This window comes from Enterobacter asburiae (assembly GCF_001521715.1).
GTDB lineage: Bacteria > Pseudomonadota > Gammaproteobacteria > Enterobacterales > Enterobacteriaceae > Enterobacter > Enterobacter asburiae.
The window spans coordinates 1,512,377-1,529,704 of sequence record NZ_CP011863.1 but is presented as its reverse complement, the minus strand read 5'-3'; the positions used below and the strand labels follow the sequence as shown (position 1 = coordinate 1,529,704).

The following is a 17,328-nucleotide window of genomic DNA, read 5'->3' as shown; positions in this document are numbered from 1 at the left end:
ATTAAGAAATAAAATAGATCATAATGCCTTCGGTCACGACCCCGACGGCAGTGCCAATTAATATGGAAGAGGATGCGGTATCAATATAGGTATCGCTGCGTAAGGCAAACATCCCTGCGGCAATCGCGGAAGGCGTTGCGCCAATAATGACGACCTGCTGCAGTAAGGTGTGGCTCAGGCCAAAGGCGAGTCCAGCGGCGGCCATCATTGCCGGCTGAATAAGGTTTTTAATACTGATATTAGTAAACGTCTGCACGTTCAGTTTTGGACGTTCACCGTAAAACAGCAGGCCGAGGGCAAACAGGGACAGCCCGCCTGAAACCTTTCCGACCATCTCAATAGGCATGCTGAGAATAGAAGGGATTTGCACGCCGGCCAGACTGAGCAAGACGCCGGAGACCGGGATCCAGACGATAGGATTGCGCGCCGCTTTGATGAGGTTTTGCACGATCATCGCGCCCGGGTGCAGCGCCTCCAGGCCGTCATGACCATTTTTATCACCCATACGAATCAGGACGATAGTCAGAGGGATCATGATAACGCTGGTAATAATATTGCCAATCAGCACGCCGATAAATCCTTCCGGCCCAATCAATACCGCCAGGACCGGTGCGCCAAAGTAGGCCATATCGGGAAAGGCGTAAACCAGAGACTGAATGGCGCTGGTTTTGATATCGTGGCGAAAAACGTAGCGCGAAATAAATAGCGTCAGTAAATACGACCCCATTAAACCGACAACTAAAACGGCCATAAAGGTCAGGTTCTTAATTTTATTGGGATCGGTATGCAATGCACCGATAAAAAGATGGAAAGGAAGGGCGAAACGAATCACCACGGTTGCCATGACGTTTGCATCTTCACGCCGGGAATATCCCAGCTTTCCACTTAGCCATCCAAGTAACATTATAAAGACGAGCGGAAACAGTGACTGTAATAGTAATGAAGGCATAGTATTTCCTGTAGGGTATTTTATGTGTTTTATTGCAGCGCTAATCTAGCGCTTAGAAAGCAGGGCAGGAGTGACAAGAGTCACACTCTCTCTGGTTTTATTAATTTCAAAAAGATTGCATTAGTTGGATAAGTAATACTTTCGTCAAATATTGATAAGACGCAAGAAAGCAACATTAGCTGTTATAAATAACTTTAGTTACTTAACGCTGAATTAAGTTATTTAAAAGCAAAGAGCCAGATTGTTCACATTTCTACCCGCAGGCCCGTGATAATTTCATCGTGAGCCTGTTTTTAGAAAAGGCCATCTAAGTCTTTATTTATATTTAAGAACATTTATTCGTATCAGGAATAGTTTCAGTTATTCCTTTCTCTGTTTATCCGAACACAAATTCAGGTGATTATATGAAAGATAATCCTGTACCGACTTCTGAGCTGTCGACCTCGCGTTTTGCCTTTGGGCTCAACAATACCGAGGTGGGCACGGTCCCGTTGATGCTGTTCGTCGGGATTGCCGCGATTGTGGCGACGTCCGCCTGGGCAGGGCTGCTGCCAAAAAATATGATTGGTGGACTTGCGGTCATCATGACACTCGGCTTCGCGTTTGCCAAAGTCGGGCGTCAAATCCCGGTGCTGAAAGATATCGGCGGCCCGGCGATCCTGTGCCTGATGGTCCCCTCCGTGCTGGTCTATTTTGGCGTATTCGGGAAACATACCCTTGATACCGTGCATCTGCTGATGAAAGAGGCGAATCTGCTCTATTTCGTCATCGCCTGCCTGGTGGTCGGCAGTATTCTGGGGATGAACCGGGTGCTGCTGATCCAGGGGATGATGCGCATGTTTGTTCCGCTGGTGGCGGGGACATGCATGGCCGTGCTGAGCGGCCTCATTGTGGGCTCACTGTTTGGTTTTACGCCTTACCACACCTTCTTCTTCATCATTGTGCCCATCATTGGCGGCGGGATTGGCGAGGGGATTTTGCCGCTTTCCCTGGCCTATTCGGCAATACTGGGGCAGACGCCGGACGTTTACGTTGCGCAGCTGGCACCCGCTGCGGTCGTCGGGAATATCTTCGCCATTATTTGTGCGGGCTCGCTGGCGCGTCTCGGCGCGAAACGTCCTGCGCTTTCGGGAAACGGCATGCTCACGCGGAGTAAAGACGACGCCAGCCTGTTTGCCGGGGCGCAGAGCACGCAGCAGACGGATTTTCATCTGATGGGGGGCGGATTGCTGATGGTGTGCGCGTTTTTCATCGTCGGCGGATTGTTTGAAAAACTGGTACACATTCCCGGCCCGGTGCTGATGATCCTGATTGCCGTCCTGTGTAAATACTTCAGGGTGATCCCGGCCTCAATGGAGCAGGGCGCGCACAGTTGCTATAAATTCGTCTCGGCTGCGCTGGTCTGGCCGCTGATGATCGGCCTCGGAATGTTATACGTGCCGCTTGAGAGCGTGGTGTCGGTCTTCTCGGTGGGATACGTGGTGGTATGCGGTTCGGTTGTGATGGCGATGGCGCTGAGCGGCTACTTTATCGCGTCGCGTCTGAATATGTATCCTGTGGAAGCGGCCATTGTAACCTGCTGCCACAGCGGGCTGGGCGGAACGGGGGACGTGGCCATTTTGTCCGCGTCTAACCGGATGTCGCTCATGCCGTTCGCGCAGATCGCCACCCGCATCGGCGGCGCGTCGACGGTGATTTTCGCCACGCTGCTGATGGGCTGGGTTATGGCGCGCTGATCCGATACGTCAGGATGCTGAATCGCAACGACATTTTCAGGATGTCGCTGCGGTTCAGTCCTTTATAAAACTCACCGCGCTGTATAGAATTACCGCACCCACAGTGACGGGATACCACACGATGACCGGAAGAGTTGATTATCAGATTGAAAAATATCTCCTTACCGAAGCCGCCGAGCCGGAGCGCCTGACGCGCCAGTGGGCAGAGGTGATGGAGGAGTGTCGTGAGCAAACGTCCGGTGCAGAGGAGCGGCTGCGCCTCGCGTTGCTTAATGTGGATTACGTCAGCAGCTTCGAGCTGCCCTTCAGGCTGCTCCTTACCCGTGCGCCCCAGCTCATAGACGTTGTCAGAAAAGAGCTTCAGCTCAGTCAGAAAAATGTTCTGTTTAACGGCAAGCGCTTTGGCTGCGTCTATAGCCTGAAAAAAGATCTGGACGGAATACCCGACGAGTTTACCTATCAGCTGAAAACGCGGATCCAGCGCAGTGACGCGACGGGATGTAATGAATTACCTTACAGGCAAATTGCTCAGCAGGTTAAAGCCCCCCGCGAACGACTTAAGCTGGCGCTGGAAAATGGGTTAGCGGTAACGGCACTCGACGGGCTTTTCTGGTTTGGTATTCAGCGCATTGCGGCCGATGTGCAGAGATTACGCAAGTCAGGGATGAGGATCGTGACGTCCGACGCCGAGGTGTTTGATACGCTCACCAAAACAACCCGGCGGATCCCGGTCTATCGCCTGGAAGGGACTGAAATTATTTAACCTGCAGCAGTATCTCCATCAGCCCTGGAAAACGGGCATCCAGATCGTCTCGGCGTAACGAAATCATGTTCTCCCGCCCCTGCGGGCGCTGCCAGATAACGCCGCTGTCGCGCAGTACGCGCCAGTGGTGTGTCATTGTCGATTTCACAACATCTTCCGGGCGCAGCGCGTTACAGCTGAGTTCGCTGCCATCGGCCAGCCGGCGAATGATCGACAGCCGGAGCGGATTGCCGAGGGCAAACAGCACATTTTCCAGCAGTATTTGTTCAGTTTCAGGGTGGTTTGGGATCATCGTTTTCCTGCGTTTGGCGTCAGATTGAGCTATATCAACAATAGGTCAACCGTTAAAAAATAGTTCGATAATACTCGTACAATAGGACTATTATAGCAAACGAACGAATGCACGACCATCCTGGTCGTCACAGACAAGTCATAGTGACTAAGGAAATATCATGCCCCGACCCATCCCTCTCGAACGTTATCGCAACATCGGTATCTCCGCGCATATCGATGCCGGTAAAACCACCACCACTGAGCGCATTCTGTTTTATACCGGAATGAGCCACAAGCTGGGTGAAGTACACGATGGCGCGGCAACCACTGACTGGATGGCGCAGGAGCAAGAGCGCGGGATCACGATTACCTCCGCGGCGGTCAGCTGCTTCTGGCCCGGTATGGACAGAGGCTATGAGCCGCACCGGATTAACATCATCGACACCCCGGGGCACGTGGATTTCACCATTGAGGTGGAACGTTCCATGCGCGTACTCGACGGCGCCGTGATGGTGTATGACTCCGTGGGCGGCGTGCAGCCGCAGTCGGAAACCGTCTGGCGCCAGGCCAATAAATATCACGTTCCGCGTCTGGCCTTCGTCAACAAAATGGACCGTCCGGGCGCTGATTTCTTCCGCGTCGTACGCATGATGCAGGAGCGCCTGAAGGCCAATCCGGTGCCGATTGTCATTCCGGTGGGTGCCGAAGATCATTTCACCGGCGTGGTGGATCTCATCAAGATGCGCACCATTCTGTGGGACGACGCGACGCAGGGCATGGTGTTTACCTATGCGCCCGTGCCGGATGATTTGGTCAGTACCGCCCAGGAATGGCGGGAAAAAATGGTCTCTGCGGCGGCGGAAGCCAGCGATGAACTGATGGACAAATACCTGGAAACCGGCGACCTGACGGAAGCGGAAATTATCAAAGGGCTGCGTATTCGCACCATCTCGGGTGAAATTCAGCCGATGCTGTGCGGCAGCGCGTTCAAGAATAAAGGCGTGCAGCGCATGCTCGATGCGGTCATTGAGCTCATGCCGTCGCCGCTGGACGTGCCGGCCATTGATGGCGTGGATGAAAAAGGGCAGCACGCGGAGCGTCATCCGAGCGATGATGAGCCGTTCTCGGCCCTGGCGTTCAAGCTGATGAGCGACCCGTACGTCGGTCAACTGACCTTTATCCGCGTGTACTCTGGCGTGCTGCGCAAAGGTGACGCGGTGTATAACCCGGTGAAAGGGAAGAAAGAGCGCATTGGAAGAATCGTGCTGATGCATGCCAACGATCGCCACGAGGTGGACGAACTGCGTGCGGGAGACATCGCAGCCTGCGTTGGGCTGAAGGATGTGACCACCGGCGACACGCTCACCGATCCGAATGCAGTGATCACGCTTGAACGCATGGAGTTCCCGGACCCGGTTATCTCGCTGGCGATCGAGCCGAAAACCAAAGGCGACCAGGAGAAAATGGGGATCGCGCTGCAGCGTCTGGCGGCGGAAGATCCGTCTTTCCGCCTGCATACTGACGAAGAGTCCGGCCAGACCATTATCTCCGGGATGGGTGAACTACATCTTGAGATTATCGTCGACCGCATGAAGCGCGAGTTTGGCGTCGAGGCGAACATTGGCCGCCCACAGGTGACCTACCGTGAAACCCTGCGTAAAACGGTGAAGGATATCGAAGGTAAATTTGTTCGTCAGTCCGGCGGTAAAGGGCAGTACGGTCATGTGGTGCTGAGCCTGGAGCCGCTGGAGCCTGGAAGTGGCTTTAAATTTGAAGATGCCACCAAGGGCGGCGTTGTGCCGCGCGAGTACATCCCGTCCGTTGAGAAAGGGCTGCGGGAAGCGATGAACAGCGGCGTGCTGGCGGGCTATCCGGTCGTTGATGTCAAAGCGACGCTGACGTTTGGCTCGTATCACGATGTCGACTCCTCGGAGATGGCGTTCCGCATGGCGGCGATCCTCGGCTTCAAAGAGGGCGCCCGCAGGGCGGATCCGGTGATTCTTGAGCCGATCATGCACGTAGAGGTGGAAACGCCGGAAGAGTACGCCGGTAACATTATGGGCGATCTCTCCTCCCGCCGCGGCATGGTGCAGGGGATGGCAGAGCAGTACGGAAGCCAGATTATTCGCGCTGACGTGCCGCTGGCAGAGATGTTTGGTTATGCCACAACACTGCGCTCGATGTCCCAGGGGCGCGCGACGTATACGATGGAGTTCCATCATTTTGCGGAAGCCCCGCGGAATGTTGCGGATGAGATTATTTCACGACGTGCGAAGTAATACGGTCACCCTCTCCCAATAGGGGGAGGGTTTCCTCAATCCGGCGCCTTCACCATCTTCCCGCTCGCGACAAACGTCCCGGCCCCAAGATGATGCAGGGTATTCAGCTTATCCCCGTCAAACTGCCAGCGCCCGGCGATAAACGCGCGTTCATCGGCTGCCGCTGAAACCACTTCACCAAACAGCGTATCGTATTTTTCTGCCGCTGAGGTGACGGGTAATAACCGACACTCCATCCACGCCAGACATTTTTCTTCAATCACCGGCAGGCCAAGTTCAGGACCGTTCACGACCGGGATCCCGTAGCAGTTGAATTTGTCCTCATCGCGCCCGCTGACGCTACCGACCGCGTATGTCCAGTTGGCCGCCGCCACGCCGGGGATGACGATGCCAAATTTTCCGCTGCGTTCAATCAGCTCACGTGACCAGGTGCTTTTATCCACGACGATCGCGATGCGCGGCGGTTCAAACTCAACGGGCATTGACCATGCGGCGGCCATCACGTTGCGTCTGTCGAGGCTTTCATCCCGACTGGTGATAAGTACAGTTGGGCCGTGGTTCAGCAGACGGCTGGCGTGACGTAATTCAACAGGGCGAAAGTGGCTCATAGGATCTCCTCATCTACACCGATGAGTATGACGAAAAAGCACGTAAATCAAAGTGGGTGCGTAAAATTAGTTTATAAACAGAACATCTCAATCAAAGGAAACTGATGTATGTCCCCATTTCTGACCGCCTATTTTGCCCGCATCGGCTGGGCGCAACCGACGCGGGTGGATATCGATACCCTGCGCGCGCTGCATTTACATCACAACTGTACGATCCCTTTTGAGAATATTGATGTTGTTCTGCCGCGCGAAATCCAGCTTGACGATCGGTGTCTGGTCGACAAACTGGTCACCGCACGTCGTGGAGGGTACTGCTTTGAGCAAAACGGCCTGTTCGAGCGCGTCCTGCGTGAAGTCGGGTTTACGGTGCGTAGCGTGCTGGGGCGCGTGGTATTAGCGAATCCGCCGCAAATGCCGCCGCGCACGCACCGCCTGCTGCTGGTTGAGCTTAACGGTGAGCGCTGGATTGCCGATGTGGGGTTTGGCGGCCAGACGCTGACGGCGCCGATTCGACTGCTCGCTAATGAAGAACAGGAGACGCCGCACGGGCTGTATCGTCTGCTGAGCGAGGGGAACGACTGGGTGCTGCAGTTCCGTCACCACGAGCACTGGCAGTCGATGTACCAGTTTGACCTGACGACGCAGTATTTCAGCGATTACGTGATGGGGAATTTCTGGTCGGCGCACTGGCCGCAGTCGCATTTCCGTCATCATCTGTTGATGTGTCGCCATCTGCCGGACGGCGGCAAGCTGACGCTAACCAACTTCAACTTTACCCACTGGCAGAACGGTCACGTAGAAGAACAGATCCATCTGCCGGATGCTGAGGCGCTATATCAGCTGATGCAGGAACGCTTTGGTCTTGGGGTTGACGATGCAAAACACGGCTTTTCACTGGCGGAGCTGACGGCGGTAATGGCGGGGTTTGATACACATCCTCAGGCCGGGAAATAATGCGCAAAGGGGCTGGCCCCCTTTGCCGTACCGTAGGCCGGATAAGGCGTCTCCGCCACCCGGCAACATCACTGATGAAGCGGGCTAGAAAACAACTCGAGCGTGATGAGTTTATCAAGATGATTGTTAAAGGCGGCTTCGTCCATTTCGGGCATGTTTAAGATATACATTCCGTCAAGGCCGCACACCAGACCAATCAAGCGCCAGGCAATATTTTCCGCCCGATCGCCCGGATTCAATTCTCCGGCCTCCGTTCCCGCTTTGATAAGCGCCACCGTTTCCTGGTGCCACATCTCCATGGTCATCACATAGGCGCCTTTGATGTCGGCATCGCGGCTGGCCAGGATTTGCGCCTCACGCCACAGGCGAATATAGGGCTCAAACCTCCCGTCATCGCTGCCGAGCATGCCATGAAGCTGCTCCCGCCATCCGGCCTGTTTACCCGCGACGTCCGCATCCAGCAGCTCGCGAATCAACCGTACGAAGGCCAGCGATTTTAGTTCGCCGCCGGACGTAAAATGATGATGTACCTGGCCGGTGGCGACTCCGGCCTCGGCAGCAATACGGCGTACCGTCATAGCAGCCAGTCCTTCAGCCAGCGCCACGCGCATGGCGGCCTGTAAGATGGCTTCCCGCCGTTCATCCTTGCTCAGATATCGCATGTTTACTCACTCTCAATGGGAATGAAACGAGTGTAACAAAAAGCTGGACGTGTGTTCAACTTTGCGTAGGATCGCATCCTGGACATGTGTCCATGTTTTAAAAGAAAAGGAAATTTATGTTTCGTCAGTGGTTAGCGTTAGTGATTATCGTGCTGGTGTATATCCCGGTGGCGATCGACGCGACGGTGCTGCACGTGGCGGCGCCGACATTGAGCATGACGCTGGGCGCCAGCGGCAATGAATTGCTGTGGATCATCGATATTTACTCGCTGGTGATGGCGGGAATGGTGCTGCCGATGGGCGCCCTGGGTGACCGCATTGGTTTTAAACGATTGCTGATGATTGGCAGCACGCTGTTTGGCCTGTCGTCGCTGGCGGCAGCGTTTGCCCCGTCAGCAGGGTGGCTGATTGCGGCGCGCGCCTCGCTGGCAATCGGCGCGGCGATGATTATTCCGGCTACGCTGGCTGGGATCCGCACGCTGTTTATCGACGCGCGGGATCGTAATATTGCGCTCGGCGTCTGGGCCGCGGTGGGGTCAGGTGGCGCGGCGTTTGGCCCGCTGATTGGCGGTATGCTGCTCGAGCATTTCTACTGGGGCTCGGTGTTTTTAATCAACGTGCCGATCGTGCTGGTGGTGGTTTCACTGGCCGCGCGTTTTGTGCCTCCTCAGCAGGGCCGCCCGGAGCAGCCGCTGAATATTAGCCATGCCATTATGCTGATTGTGGCGATTTTGCTGCTGGTCTACAGCGCGAAAACCGCCCTAAAAGGCGTCCTGTCACCGTGGATAGTCGCGTCCGCGCTGGTGACCGGCTCGGTGCTGCTGTTTATCTTCGTGCGTATTCAGCTCCGCGCTCGCGTACCGATGATCGACATGCGTCTGTTCTGCCATCGCATCATTTTGAGCGGCGTGGTGATGGCGATGACCGCCATGATTGCCCTGGTCGGGTTTGAGCTGCTGATGGCTCAGGAGCTGCAGTTTGTTCATGGCTTTACGCCGTTTGAAGCGGGAATGTTCATGCTGCCGCTGATGGTGGCGAGCGGGTTTAGCGGTCCGATCGCGGGTGTGCTGGTCGGACGATTAGGGCTACGCATCGTCGCGGCCGGCGGAATGGGGCTCAGCGCCGTCAGCTTTATCGGCCTGTCGATGCTCGACTTCAGCACGCAGCAGCTGCTGGCTTCTGCCCTGATGGTGCTGCTCGGCTTCAGTGCCGCCAGCGCGCTGCTGGCCTCGACCTCGGCAATTATGGCGGCCGCGCCGAAAGAGAAGGCCGCCGCCGCAGGGGCGATTGAAACCATGTCCTATGAACTGGGCGCCGGGCTGGGGATCGCCATCTTTGGTCTGCTGTTGACCCGCAGCTTCTCGGCGTCAATTGACCTGCCGCCCGGGCTGAACGCCTCGCTCGTCGATAAAGCCTCGTCATCCATTGGTGAGGCGATGAAGGTGGCGCAGGATCTGACCCCGACGCTGGCGGAGTCGGTGATTGAGGCGGCGAAAAGCGCGTTTATCACCTCACACAGCGTGGCGCTGGGCAGCGCGGGCGGAATGCTGCTGCTGTTGGCAGTGGGGATCTGGTTCAGCCTGGCGAAGGTCAAGCCGCAGTAATACAGGGCGCGCGGTTGGCGCGGGCGGGGCAGATGGACTATGTTTTTTATAGGATTATCTGACTCTTGCTGGAAAATATGAGCCCTCGCCACAGCAGTGAACCGTCTCAACCGCTCTCCCGGTTAACCCTGCTTGCAGGAGGCGCGCTGGGCGTCGTTTTTGGTGATATCGGCACCAGCCCGCTCTATACCTTCCGCACGGTGCTGTCGCTCTCTGAGCATGACCCTACGCCCGGCGTCATCCTGGGCCTGCTCTCCCTGATTACCTGGACACTCATCCTGGTAACGTCCATAAAATATGCCGCCTTCGCCATGCGAATTGATAATCATGGCGAGGGAGGCATCATGGCCTTGATGTCGCTTCTGGTGGAGAAAGGCAAAGGCGGGCGCTGGGTCATTTTTTCCGCCCTCATTGGCGCAGCGCTGATTTACGGTGACGGCGCGATAACCCCGGCTATCTCCGTGCTTTCTGCCCTTGAAGGGCTGGAGATGGTCATTCCTGAATCTCAGCCGTACATATTGCCCCTGACGGTGGCGGTTCTGCTGGCGCTGTTTCTTCTTCAGCCTTTTGGCACTGCGCGAATAGGGAAAATATTTGGCCCGGTCATGGCGCTGTGGTTTTTGGCGATTGCTGCGCTGGGTGTGCGAGGCATCATCCAACATCCCTCGGTACTGCTGGCCCTCAACCCTGCGTACGGCATCGCGTTTTTGTTTTCGAACGGGTACACCAGTTTCCTGGTCCTGGGCGGCGTTTTTCTCTGCGTGACGGGGGCCGAGGCCCTGTATGCAGACATGGGGCATTTTGGTAAAAAGCCGATCTGGCTTGCCTGGTACGGCATCGTCTTTCCTTCGCTGCTGCTCAACTATGCTGGCCAGTCAGCGCTGATTCTGGCCGGTGCCGACAGCAAACAAAACCTTTTCTACACGCTCTGTCCGCCTGTGCTGCAGGTTCCGCTCATCGTTCTTGCCGCGCTGGCGACGATCATCGCCAGTCAGGCGATTATCACTGGCGCTTTTTCCATGACGCGCCAGGCCATTCAGCTTGGCTGGTTACCCCGATTACGCATCAAACAGACGGCGGCAGAAAGCTACGGCCAGATTTATATCGGGATAATCAACTGGCTGCTGATGGGGGTGACCATCGGGCTGGTGGTGTTCTTTAAATCCTCCGATAAGCTCGCCGCCGCGTACGGCATCGCCGTGTCGTTAACCATGCTGATGACCACGGGGCTGCTGTTTGTGGCAATGCGCGAAGTGTGGCGCTGGAGCCTGGCCAGCAGCGCGGTGATTGCCCTCTGCTTCCTGGTGATTGATGCCACCTTCTTGTTTGCCAATCTGATTAAGGTCCTGGAGGGCGGCTATATTCCGCTGCTGATGGCCGCCGCTATTTGTACGGTGATGCTGATCTGGCACCGCGGCGTTAAGGCGGTATCCGCATCGGTGGGCGAGAAGGGCGTCAGAGTGGATGCGTTCTTTGCCCAGCTTCAGCAAAAGACGGTGCCAAGAGTGGCGGGCTCCGCCGTCTTTTTGACCCGTACGCAGAACAATATCCCGCCGGTCATGCGCTGGCACGTCGCGCGAAACCGGGCGCTACAGCAGGACGTGTTGTCGCTTACCATTGATATTCTGAATGTGCCCTACGTGGGGGAAGAACAACGGATCAGGGTAGAGCAGCGCGCGCCGGGCTACTGGCACGGCGTGGCGCAGTATGGCTTTATGGAACACCCGGACATCCCGCGTTTGCTGCAGGGTGTCAGCGAGATTAACGCGCTTTTCGCCACGGATGACGCCACCTGGTATGTCGGGCATGAAACCATTGTAGCAGGCGAGGGTGAGGCAGGTATGGCGGCCTGGCAGCGGCACATCTTTGCGTTCATGAAGCGCAACTGCACGCACGTCATCAACCACTATCACCTTCCCAGCGATCGGGTTGTCGAAATCAGCCGACGCGTTGCCGTGTAGATTCTGGCGAAAGCAGAGCTCGTCTGCTTTCACACCGTTCTATCTCTCAAGGGCCGCAGACAGGACGCTATGCAATAACACATTCGCCCCTTTCTCCGACCACTCCGGCAGGATCCTTTCCGCTTCGTTATGGCTGATGCCTTTCACGCAGGGGATAAAGATCATGCTGGCGGGCGCAATTTTGCTGACATAGCAGGCGTCATGTCCCGCACCGGAGACCATCGGTTTCGACGAATAGCCCAGTTCTGCCACGGCCTTCTCCGAACGCGCCAGGCATTCGGCATCAAACGCGATGGGCGCGTAGTCAAAAATGCGCTCAACGGCAGCAGTGACGCCGCGCAGGCTGAGGCTTTCAGCCACCTTATGCAGCGCCGCTTCCATGGCTTCCAGCGCCTGCTGCATAGGATGGCGAAACTCAACGCTGCATTCCACGCGAGACGGCACAACGTTGCGCGAGTTTGGCGTAACCTTCGCCATACCGATCGTCGCGCGTCCGTCCGGCGCATGCCGGTAGCCAATTTCTTCCACCTTCAGCGCCAGCTCTGCGAAGGCGGTCAGCGCGTCGCGGCGGCTGTGCATCGGCGTCGTGCCCGCGTGGGCGGCGAATCCATCCAGCGTCAGGGTAAACCAACGCTGGCCCATTGCCGCGCGGACTAACCCGATATCGATGGCTTCATCTTCCAGGATCGGACCCTGTTCGATGTGCAGTTCGTAGCAGGCGTGAACGGGAAACGCGCGGGCAGAGGCTTCACCCCGGTAGCCAATGCTCTCCAGCGCTTCGCCCACGGTAGTGCCTTCGTTATCCGTGCGGGCATGCGCGTACGCTTCGCTAAACTGTCCCGTCCAGACCCCTGAAGAGAGCATGGCCGGCGCAAAGCGCGCGCCTTCTTCGTTGGTCCAGTTCACCAGCACAACGTCACGTTCAGTCTCAACGTTATGGTCGTTAAGGGTTCGCAGCAGCTCCAGCCCGGCCAGCACGCCGTAAACCCCGTCGTAGTTACCGCCCAGCGGCTGGGTATCCACATGTGAACCCGTCATGACCGGGGCAAGCTGCGGTTTTTTCCCCGCGCGACGGATAAACATATTGCCCATGCTGTCGACGTCGCAGGTGAAACCCGCATCCAGCGCCCAGTCGCGCAGCAGGTTACGCGCAATACGATCTTCCTCGCTCAGCGCCAGACGGGTCACGCCGCCGGCGGGCGTGCCGCCGATCTGCGCCATCATCTCAAGCGTTGACCACAGCCGTTCGGCGTTGACGCGGATCATGTCTTGTCCTTACTGCTGCGGTAGCGGAAATCACAGCACGAACCGCCCTGCATGATGGTGGTCGTGCGGGTCAGCTTCACGTCCGGCGCATAGCCAACGATGAATTTTTCATCGCGCGCGCAGGAAAGCAGATGACCGATCTCGCCCAGCCCCATTTCGTGATACATCTCTGCGTAGCGGCAGCGGGTCACGTTGTAGTTGTACTGCTGGTCGTCGGCGTCGATCACCTTCACGTCAAGCGCGTTATCTTTTTCCCACAGATACTGCAGAGCGATGAAGCTCCTGACGTCCGCGCCGTTGGGTTCTTTGCTGGCAAACGCTTTGCCTGCGTCAATCGCGGCCTGCTCGATAGCCTCGCCAATGACCGCCTGGGCGCGGGTTTTCCCTATCTCGCGCACCAGGATTTCATAAATTGGCTTAATAATTTCTGCTTCAATTTTGCGGCGGGCGAGAATGCCCAGCTCGTTATTAACACTCATCACATTGCCCTCGCTGCGTTACTTCGCTTTTGCGCCACCCAGCACGGTCTGCGGCTGCCATTTGCCGTCGACAACTTTGTAAACGGTGAAAGACGGCGATTTCAGGTTACCTTCTTTATCAAACGCGATCTGTCCAGTGACGCCGGAGTAGCTGATGGCGCGCAGGGCCGGCAGATAGTCGGACGGCTCAACGGAGCCTGCTTTTTCCATCGCCGCAACCAGCACGCGGGTGGCGTCATAGGCGAACGGAGCGTGCAGTTCGATATGGGTGTGGTAGCGGGACTGGTACGCCTGCTCGAACGCTTTACCGCCCGGCATCTGGTCAACGGGCAGACCTGGTTCGAGGGCAACCACGCCTTCGCCTTCTTTCTGCGCCAGCTGCAGGAACGTCTGGCTGACAAAACCGCCTGCACCCATCAGCGTGGCGTTCATGCCCAGCTGTTTGATACGACGCGCCAGCGGTGCGGCCTGGCTGTCGACGCCGCCGAAGAAGATCAGATCGGCGTTTTTACTCCGGATAGCGGTCAGCACGGCGCTGAAGTCCACCGTTTTGTCATCAACGTACTGACGATCGACAACCTTCACGCCCTGCGCTTCAAGCGATTTAATAAACTGGTCCGCCAGTCCCTGACCAAAGGCGGTACGGTCGTCGATCACCGCAATACGTTTGGCTTTCAGGGTATTGACCGCGTACTGGCCGGCTAGCTGACCGCCGTCGTCGTCGTGGCCCATCACGCGGAAGCTGGTATCAAAACCCTGTTTGGTATAGGCGTGACCGGTCGCGACCGGTGCCACCTGTGCGATGCCCGCATCGTGATAGATACGTGCGGCAGGAATGCTGGTACCGGTGTTCCAGTGACCGACCACGCCCGCCACGCCGCTATCCACCAGACGCTGCGCCACGGCCACGGCGGTGCGCGGGTCGGACTGATCGTCTTCGGACTGCAGTTTGAAGGTCACCGCTTTGCCGCCGATGGTCGGGTGCTGTTTGTTAATGTCGTCAATGGCCAGCTGCGCGCCGTTCTCCAGATCTTTACCGATACGGGCGGACGGGCCGGTGAGCGGGCCTGCCAGACCAATAACCACGGTTTCACCGTCGGCTGCCCACGCGGCCGTCGAGGCAAAACTGCCGAGGAGGATAGCGGCGCTGAGCGCACTGATTTTTACTGTTTTCATTGTTTTTCCCTGATGTTGGCTGGTGTTGTTAAACGGGCATTTCGCCCAAATAAATCTGTGCAATCCGGTCGTCATTGAGCAGCGCTTTCGATTCGCCATGATGAACGATGCTGCCGCTGTCCATCACCCACGCGCTGTCGGTGACTTCCAGCGCGAGACGAGCGTTTTGTTCGATGAGCAGCAGGGCAACGCCGCGCTCGCGCAGGCCGGCAATGACGGCAAAAATGTTTTCGACCATCTTCGGTGCAAGGCCCATCGAGGGTTCGTCGAGGATCAGCAGGCGCGGGCGGCTGAGCAGGGCGCGGTTAAGGGCCAGCAGCTGTTGTTCTCCGCCGGAAAGCAGGCCTGCGAGCTGATGCTGGCGTTCTCCCAGGCGCGGGAAGCGTTCGAAGATCTCGTTCATCTCGCGCTTAACGGTGACAGCGTCACGTCTGAGCCAGGCGCCCATCTGCAGGTTTTCCAGCACCGTCATTCGGGAGAAGATCCCGCGTCCTTCCGGGACCATCACCAGTCCGTCACGGAGCAGGGTTTCGGGCCTGTGCTTACGCACCGTTTTACCGTTGAATTCAATACGGCCGCTAAAGCTTTCCAGCCCGGTAATGGCGCGCACGGTGGAGCTTTTCCCCGCGCCGTTAGCGCCGATCAGCGTAGCCTGTTCGCCCTCGTGCAGGGTAAAAGAGACATCGCGTACGGCCTGAATGCCGCCGTAATGCACGTCCACGCGTTCCACCTTCAGTAATTCAGACATGGGCGTTGCCTCCAAGCCAGGCGGCGATCACTGCCGGGTCGCGGCGCACGCTCTCCGGCGTGCCGCTGGCGAGCGTTTTACCGTAATCAAGCACCGTCAGGCGATCGCAGATGCCCATCACCAGCTTGACGTCATGTTCAATCATCAGCAGGGTTTTGCCGTCATCGCGAAGGCGGATTAGCAGCTCGCCGAGCGCTACTTTTTCCGCTGCGTTCATCCCGGCGGCGGGTTCGTCCAGCGCCAGCAGCAGCGGATCCGTTGCCAGCGCGCGGGCAATCTCCAGACGGCGCTGATGGCCATAGGCCAGATCGCAGGCGCGGTAGTGGGCGAACTTCGCAATGCCGGTGTACTCCAGCCAGTGCCAGGCCAGCTCCCGGGTCTGTTTCTCTTCTTCGCGAGCGCGTTTGTGACGGCTCAGCGCGGCCCACAGGCCGTTGCGGGTGCGCACGTGGCGACCCACCATCACGTTTTCCAGCACCGACATGTGGTTAAAGAGGCGCACGTTCTGGAAGGTGCGCGCGATCCCGGCGGCGGTGACTTTCTCAATGTGCTTTGGAAAATAGGGCCTATCGGCAATTGAAAATTCACCGCTGTCCGCCGGATAAAGCCCGGTGATCAGGTTAAAACAGGTGGTTTTTCCCGCCCCGTTAGGACCAATCAGGCCGTAGATCTCGCCCTTGTTCACGGCGATCGAAACGTCGTCCACGGCGGTAAGCCCGCCGAAGCGTTTTGACATGTTGCGTACGGTTAACAGACTCATGTATTCACCTCCTTGTGGCGTACCGGCCAAATCCCGGCAGGACGCACCAGCATGACCAGCACCAGCGCCAGGCCGTAGAACAGCTGACGCAACACTTCCGGGTCAATCAGTACCGTACCGAACAGCGCCTGCTGAACCGGGGCTGCCTGACTGCGCAGCAGTTCCGGCAGGGCGGTAAGCAGAATCGCGCCGAGGATCACGCCCGGAATGTGTCCCATCCCGCCCAGCACCACCATCGCCAGCACGGCAATGGATTCCTGTAACGTGAAGGATTCCGGGGAGACAAAGCCCTGAAACGCGCCGAAGAGGGCACCCGCCACGCCGCCAAAAGAGGCACCCATCGCAAAGGCCAGCAGCTTGTAGTTACGCACGTTGATGCCCATCGCGCGGGCCACATCTTCATCTTCACGGATGGCGTGCCAGGCGCGACCAATACGGGAATGCTGCAGGCGCAGGCAGACAAAAATAATCGCCACAATCACCAGCATCAGCAGGTAGTACCACAGCCACAGGGCGGGCACTTTGAAACCAAACCAGTGGTATACGCCGCTGAACTTCAGGCCGAACAGATTCAGCGTATCCACCCCGGTAATGCCCTTCGCACCGTTGGTGATGTTCACCGGACGGTCGAGGTTGCGCATCAGGATGCGGATGATTTCGCCAAAGCCGAGGGTCACTATCGCCAGGTAGTCCCCGCGCAGCTTCAGCGTGGGAGCACCCAGTAAAATGCCGCAGACCGCAGCGACGAGCGCAGCCAGCGGAATAATCAGCAGATATGACGTGTGCAGCCCGTCCGGGAACCAGACGCCAAGGAGTGGAAACACCTCCAGCAGGTGTGGCGAGGCCATCAGTGCAGCGAGATAGGCGCCGACCGCGTAAAAGGCGATAAACCCCATATCCAGCAGGCCGGTATAGCCCACCACAATATTTAGCCCCAGCGCCAGCATGATGTAGAGCAGGGCGAAGTCGATAACGCGCACCCAGTAGTTGCCGCCAAGCTGCGTGGACACCACGGGCGCAACTAGCAGCGCGAGGCAGAACAGAGCCATGCCTGACCAGAATTTGCGCGTCGCCGCAGGGGTTTGTAGTTGAAGAGTAGTCATCTTTTTC

The 17,328-nt window shown here is 57.4% G+C and carries 16 protein-coding genes; 6 read left to right on the top strand and 10 right to left on the bottom strand.

Going from position 1 to position 17,328, the window contains the following annotated elements; genetic code table 11:
• Position 1 precedes the first annotated feature (1 nt).
• Positions 2-949, bottom strand: coding sequence for an AEC family transporter (locus ACJ69_RS07560; protein ID WP_059346820.1), 948 nt, complete (start codon positions 947-949; stop codon positions 2-4).
• A 404-nt stretch (positions 950-1,353) separates the two neighbouring features.
• On the opposite strand from ACJ69_RS07560, the gene ACJ69_RS07555 reads away from it, so the two are divergent.
• On the top strand, positions 1,354-2,685 hold the full coding sequence (locus ACJ69_RS07555; protein WP_059346819.1) for a 2-hydroxycarboxylate transporter family protein: 1,332 nt from the start codon (positions 1,354-1,356) through the stop codon (positions 2,683-2,685).
• Between the two features lie 121 nt (positions 2,686-2,806).
• Positions 2,807-3,448, top strand: a complete 642-nt coding sequence (locus ACJ69_RS07550) for an ECs1377 family protein (RefSeq protein ID WP_059346818.1) — start codon at positions 2,807-2,809, stop codon at positions 3,446-3,448.
• Here ACJ69_RS07550 and ACJ69_RS07545 read toward each other — a convergent pair.
• The gene (locus ACJ69_RS07545) at positions 3,441-3,740 is read right to left on the bottom strand and encodes an ArsR/SmtB family transcription factor (RefSeq protein ID WP_029741089.1); all 300 of its coding nucleotides are present in this window, start codon (positions 3,738-3,740) and stop codon (positions 3,441-3,443) included. The genes ACJ69_RS07550 and ACJ69_RS07545 overlap by 8 nt on opposite strands.
• A gap of 160 nt (positions 3,741-3,900) precedes the next feature.
• On the opposite strand from ACJ69_RS07545, the gene fusA reads away from it, so the two are divergent.
• A complete protein-coding gene (gene fusA, locus ACJ69_RS07540; RefSeq protein ID WP_039262847.1) occupies positions 3,901-6,000 on the top strand; it encodes an elongation factor G in 2,100 nt (699 codons plus the stop codon).
• A 35-nt stretch (positions 6,001-6,035) separates the two neighbouring features.
• On the opposite strand, the gene ACJ69_RS07535 is transcribed toward fusA, so the two are convergent.
• A complete protein-coding gene (locus tag ACJ69_RS07535) occupies positions 6,036-6,608 on the bottom strand; it encodes a flavin reductase family protein (protein WP_029741093.1) in 573 nt (190 codons plus the stop codon).
• A 108-nt stretch (positions 6,609-6,716) separates the two neighbouring features.
• On the opposite strand from ACJ69_RS07535, the gene nhoA reads away from it, so the two are divergent.
• Positions 6,717-7,562, top strand: a complete 846-nt coding sequence (nhoA, locus tag ACJ69_RS07530) for an N-hydroxyarylamine O-acetyltransferase (protein ID WP_054829645.1) — start codon at positions 6,717-6,719, stop codon at positions 7,560-7,562.
• Between the two features lie 68 nt (positions 7,563-7,630).
• Here the strand turns inward: nhoA and ACJ69_RS07525 are convergent, their stop codons facing one another.
• A complete protein-coding gene (locus ACJ69_RS07525) occupies positions 7,631-8,224 on the bottom strand; it encodes a TetR family transcriptional regulator (protein WP_059346817.1) in 594 nt (197 codons plus the stop codon).
• 116 nt (positions 8,225-8,340) lie between these two features.
• Between ACJ69_RS07525 and ACJ69_RS07520 the strand changes: the two genes are divergently transcribed.
• Positions 8,341-9,828: an MFS transporter gene (locus ACJ69_RS07520; RefSeq protein WP_059346816.1), complete on the top strand. Its 1,488-nt coding sequence runs from the start codon at positions 8,341-8,343 to the stop codon at positions 9,826-9,828.
• Positions 9,829-9,905: 77 nt separating this feature from the next.
• A complete protein-coding gene (locus ACJ69_RS07515; protein ID WP_059346815.1) occupies positions 9,906-11,789 on the top strand; it encodes a potassium transporter Kup in 1,884 nt (627 codons plus the stop codon).
• 39 nt (positions 11,790-11,828) lie between these two features.
• Here ACJ69_RS07515 and ACJ69_RS07510 read toward each other — a convergent pair whose 3' ends face one another.
• From ACJ69_RS07510 to ACJ69_RS07485, 6 genes are read right to left on the bottom strand one after another with little or no spacing between them, the layout of a single operon-like run.
• Positions 11,829-13,055 (bottom strand): Zn-dependent hydrolase, encoded by a 1,227-nt coding sequence (locus ACJ69_RS07510; protein ID WP_059346814.1) that lies wholly within the window; start codon positions 13,053-13,055, stop codon positions 11,829-11,831.
• Positions 13,052-13,534 carry an L-2-amino-thiazoline-4-carboxylic acid hydrolase gene (locus ACJ69_RS07505; protein ID WP_054829654.1) on the bottom strand — a complete coding sequence of 161 codons (483 nt, stop codon included), beginning with the start codon at positions 13,532-13,534 and terminating at the stop codon, positions 13,052-13,054. Before ACJ69_RS07505 ends, ACJ69_RS07510 begins: the two co-directional genes overlap by 4 nt.
• An 18-nt stretch (positions 13,535-13,552) precedes the next feature.
• Positions 13,553-14,710, bottom strand: coding sequence for a branched-chain amino acid ABC transporter substrate-binding protein (locus ACJ69_RS07500; protein ID WP_059346813.1), 1,158 nt, complete (start codon positions 14,708-14,710; stop codon positions 13,553-13,555).
• Between the two features lie 28 nt (positions 14,711-14,738).
• The gene (locus ACJ69_RS07495) at positions 14,739-15,458 is read right to left on the bottom strand and encodes an ABC transporter ATP-binding protein (RefSeq protein ID WP_059346812.1); all 720 of its coding nucleotides are present in this window, start codon (positions 15,456-15,458) and stop codon (positions 14,739-14,741) included.
• A complete protein-coding gene (locus tag ACJ69_RS07490; protein WP_059346811.1) occupies positions 15,451-16,218 on the bottom strand; it encodes an ABC transporter ATP-binding protein in 768 nt (255 codons plus the stop codon). The genes ACJ69_RS07495 and ACJ69_RS07490 overlap by 8 nt, the downstream gene beginning before the upstream one ends.
• Positions 16,215-17,321 carry a branched-chain amino acid ABC transporter permease gene (locus ACJ69_RS07485; RefSeq protein ID WP_059346810.1) on the bottom strand — a complete coding sequence of 369 codons (1,107 nt, stop codon included), beginning with the start codon at positions 17,319-17,321 and terminating at the stop codon, positions 16,215-16,217. The genes ACJ69_RS07490 and ACJ69_RS07485 overlap by 4 nt, the downstream gene beginning before the upstream one ends.
• Positions 17,322-17,328: the final 7 nt, after the last annotated feature.

What these genes read in the sequence shown, in the direction of transcription:
- ACJ69_RS07560 (WP_059346820.1), bottom strand. Translation starts at nt 949, where the DNA reads ATGCCTTCATTACTATTACAGTCACTGTTTCCGCTCGTCTTTATAATG.
- ACJ69_RS07555 (WP_059346819.1), top strand. Translation starts at nt 1,354, where the DNA reads ATGAAAGATAATCCTGTACCGACTTCTGAGCTGTCGACCTCGCGTTTT.
- ACJ69_RS07550 (WP_059346818.1), top strand. Translation starts at nt 2,807, where the DNA reads ATGACCGGAAGAGTTGATTATCAGATTGAAAAATATCTCCTTACCGAA.
- ACJ69_RS07545 (WP_029741089.1), bottom strand. Translation starts at nt 3,740, where the DNA reads ATGATCCCAAACCACCCTGAAACTGAACAAATACTGCTGGAAAATGTG.
- fusA (WP_039262847.1), top strand. Translation starts at nt 3,901, where the DNA reads ATGCCCCGACCCATCCCTCTCGAACGTTATCGCAACATCGGTATCTCC.
- ACJ69_RS07535 (WP_029741093.1), bottom strand. Translation starts at nt 6,608, where the DNA reads ATGAGCCACTTTCGCCCTGTTGAATTACGTCACGCCAGCCGTCTGCTG.
- nhoA (WP_054829645.1), top strand. Translation starts at nt 6,717, where the DNA reads ATGTCCCCATTTCTGACCGCCTATTTTGCCCGCATCGGCTGGGCGCAA.
- ACJ69_RS07525 (WP_059346817.1), bottom strand. Translation starts at nt 8,224, where the DNA reads ATGCGATATCTGAGCAAGGATGAACGGCGGGAAGCCATCTTACAGGCC.
- ACJ69_RS07520 (WP_059346816.1), top strand. Translation starts at nt 8,341, where the DNA reads ATGTTTCGTCAGTGGTTAGCGTTAGTGATTATCGTGCTGGTGTATATC.
- ACJ69_RS07515 (WP_059346815.1), top strand. Translation starts at nt 9,906, where the DNA reads ATGAGCCCTCGCCACAGCAGTGAACCGTCTCAACCGCTCTCCCGGTTA.
- ACJ69_RS07510 (WP_059346814.1), bottom strand. Translation starts at nt 13,055, where the DNA reads ATGATCCGCGTCAACGCCGAACGGCTGTGGTCAACGCTTGAGATGATG.
- ACJ69_RS07505 (WP_054829654.1), bottom strand. Translation starts at nt 13,534, where the DNA reads ATGAGTGTTAATAACGAGCTGGGCATTCTCGCCCGCCGCAAAATTGAA.
- ACJ69_RS07500 (WP_059346813.1), bottom strand. Translation starts at nt 14,710, where the DNA reads ATGAAAACAGTAAAAATCAGTGCGCTCAGCGCCGCTATCCTCCTCGGC.
- ACJ69_RS07495 (WP_059346812.1), bottom strand. Translation starts at nt 15,458, where the DNA reads ATGTCTGAATTACTGAAGGTGGAACGCGTGGACGTGCATTACGGCGGC.
- ACJ69_RS07490 (WP_059346811.1), bottom strand. Translation starts at nt 16,218, where the DNA reads ATGAGTCTGTTAACCGTACGCAACATGTCAAAACGCTTCGGCGGGCTT.
- ACJ69_RS07485 (WP_059346810.1), bottom strand. Translation starts at nt 17,321, where the DNA reads ATGACTACTCTTCAACTACAAACCCCTGCGGCGACGCGCAAATTCTGG.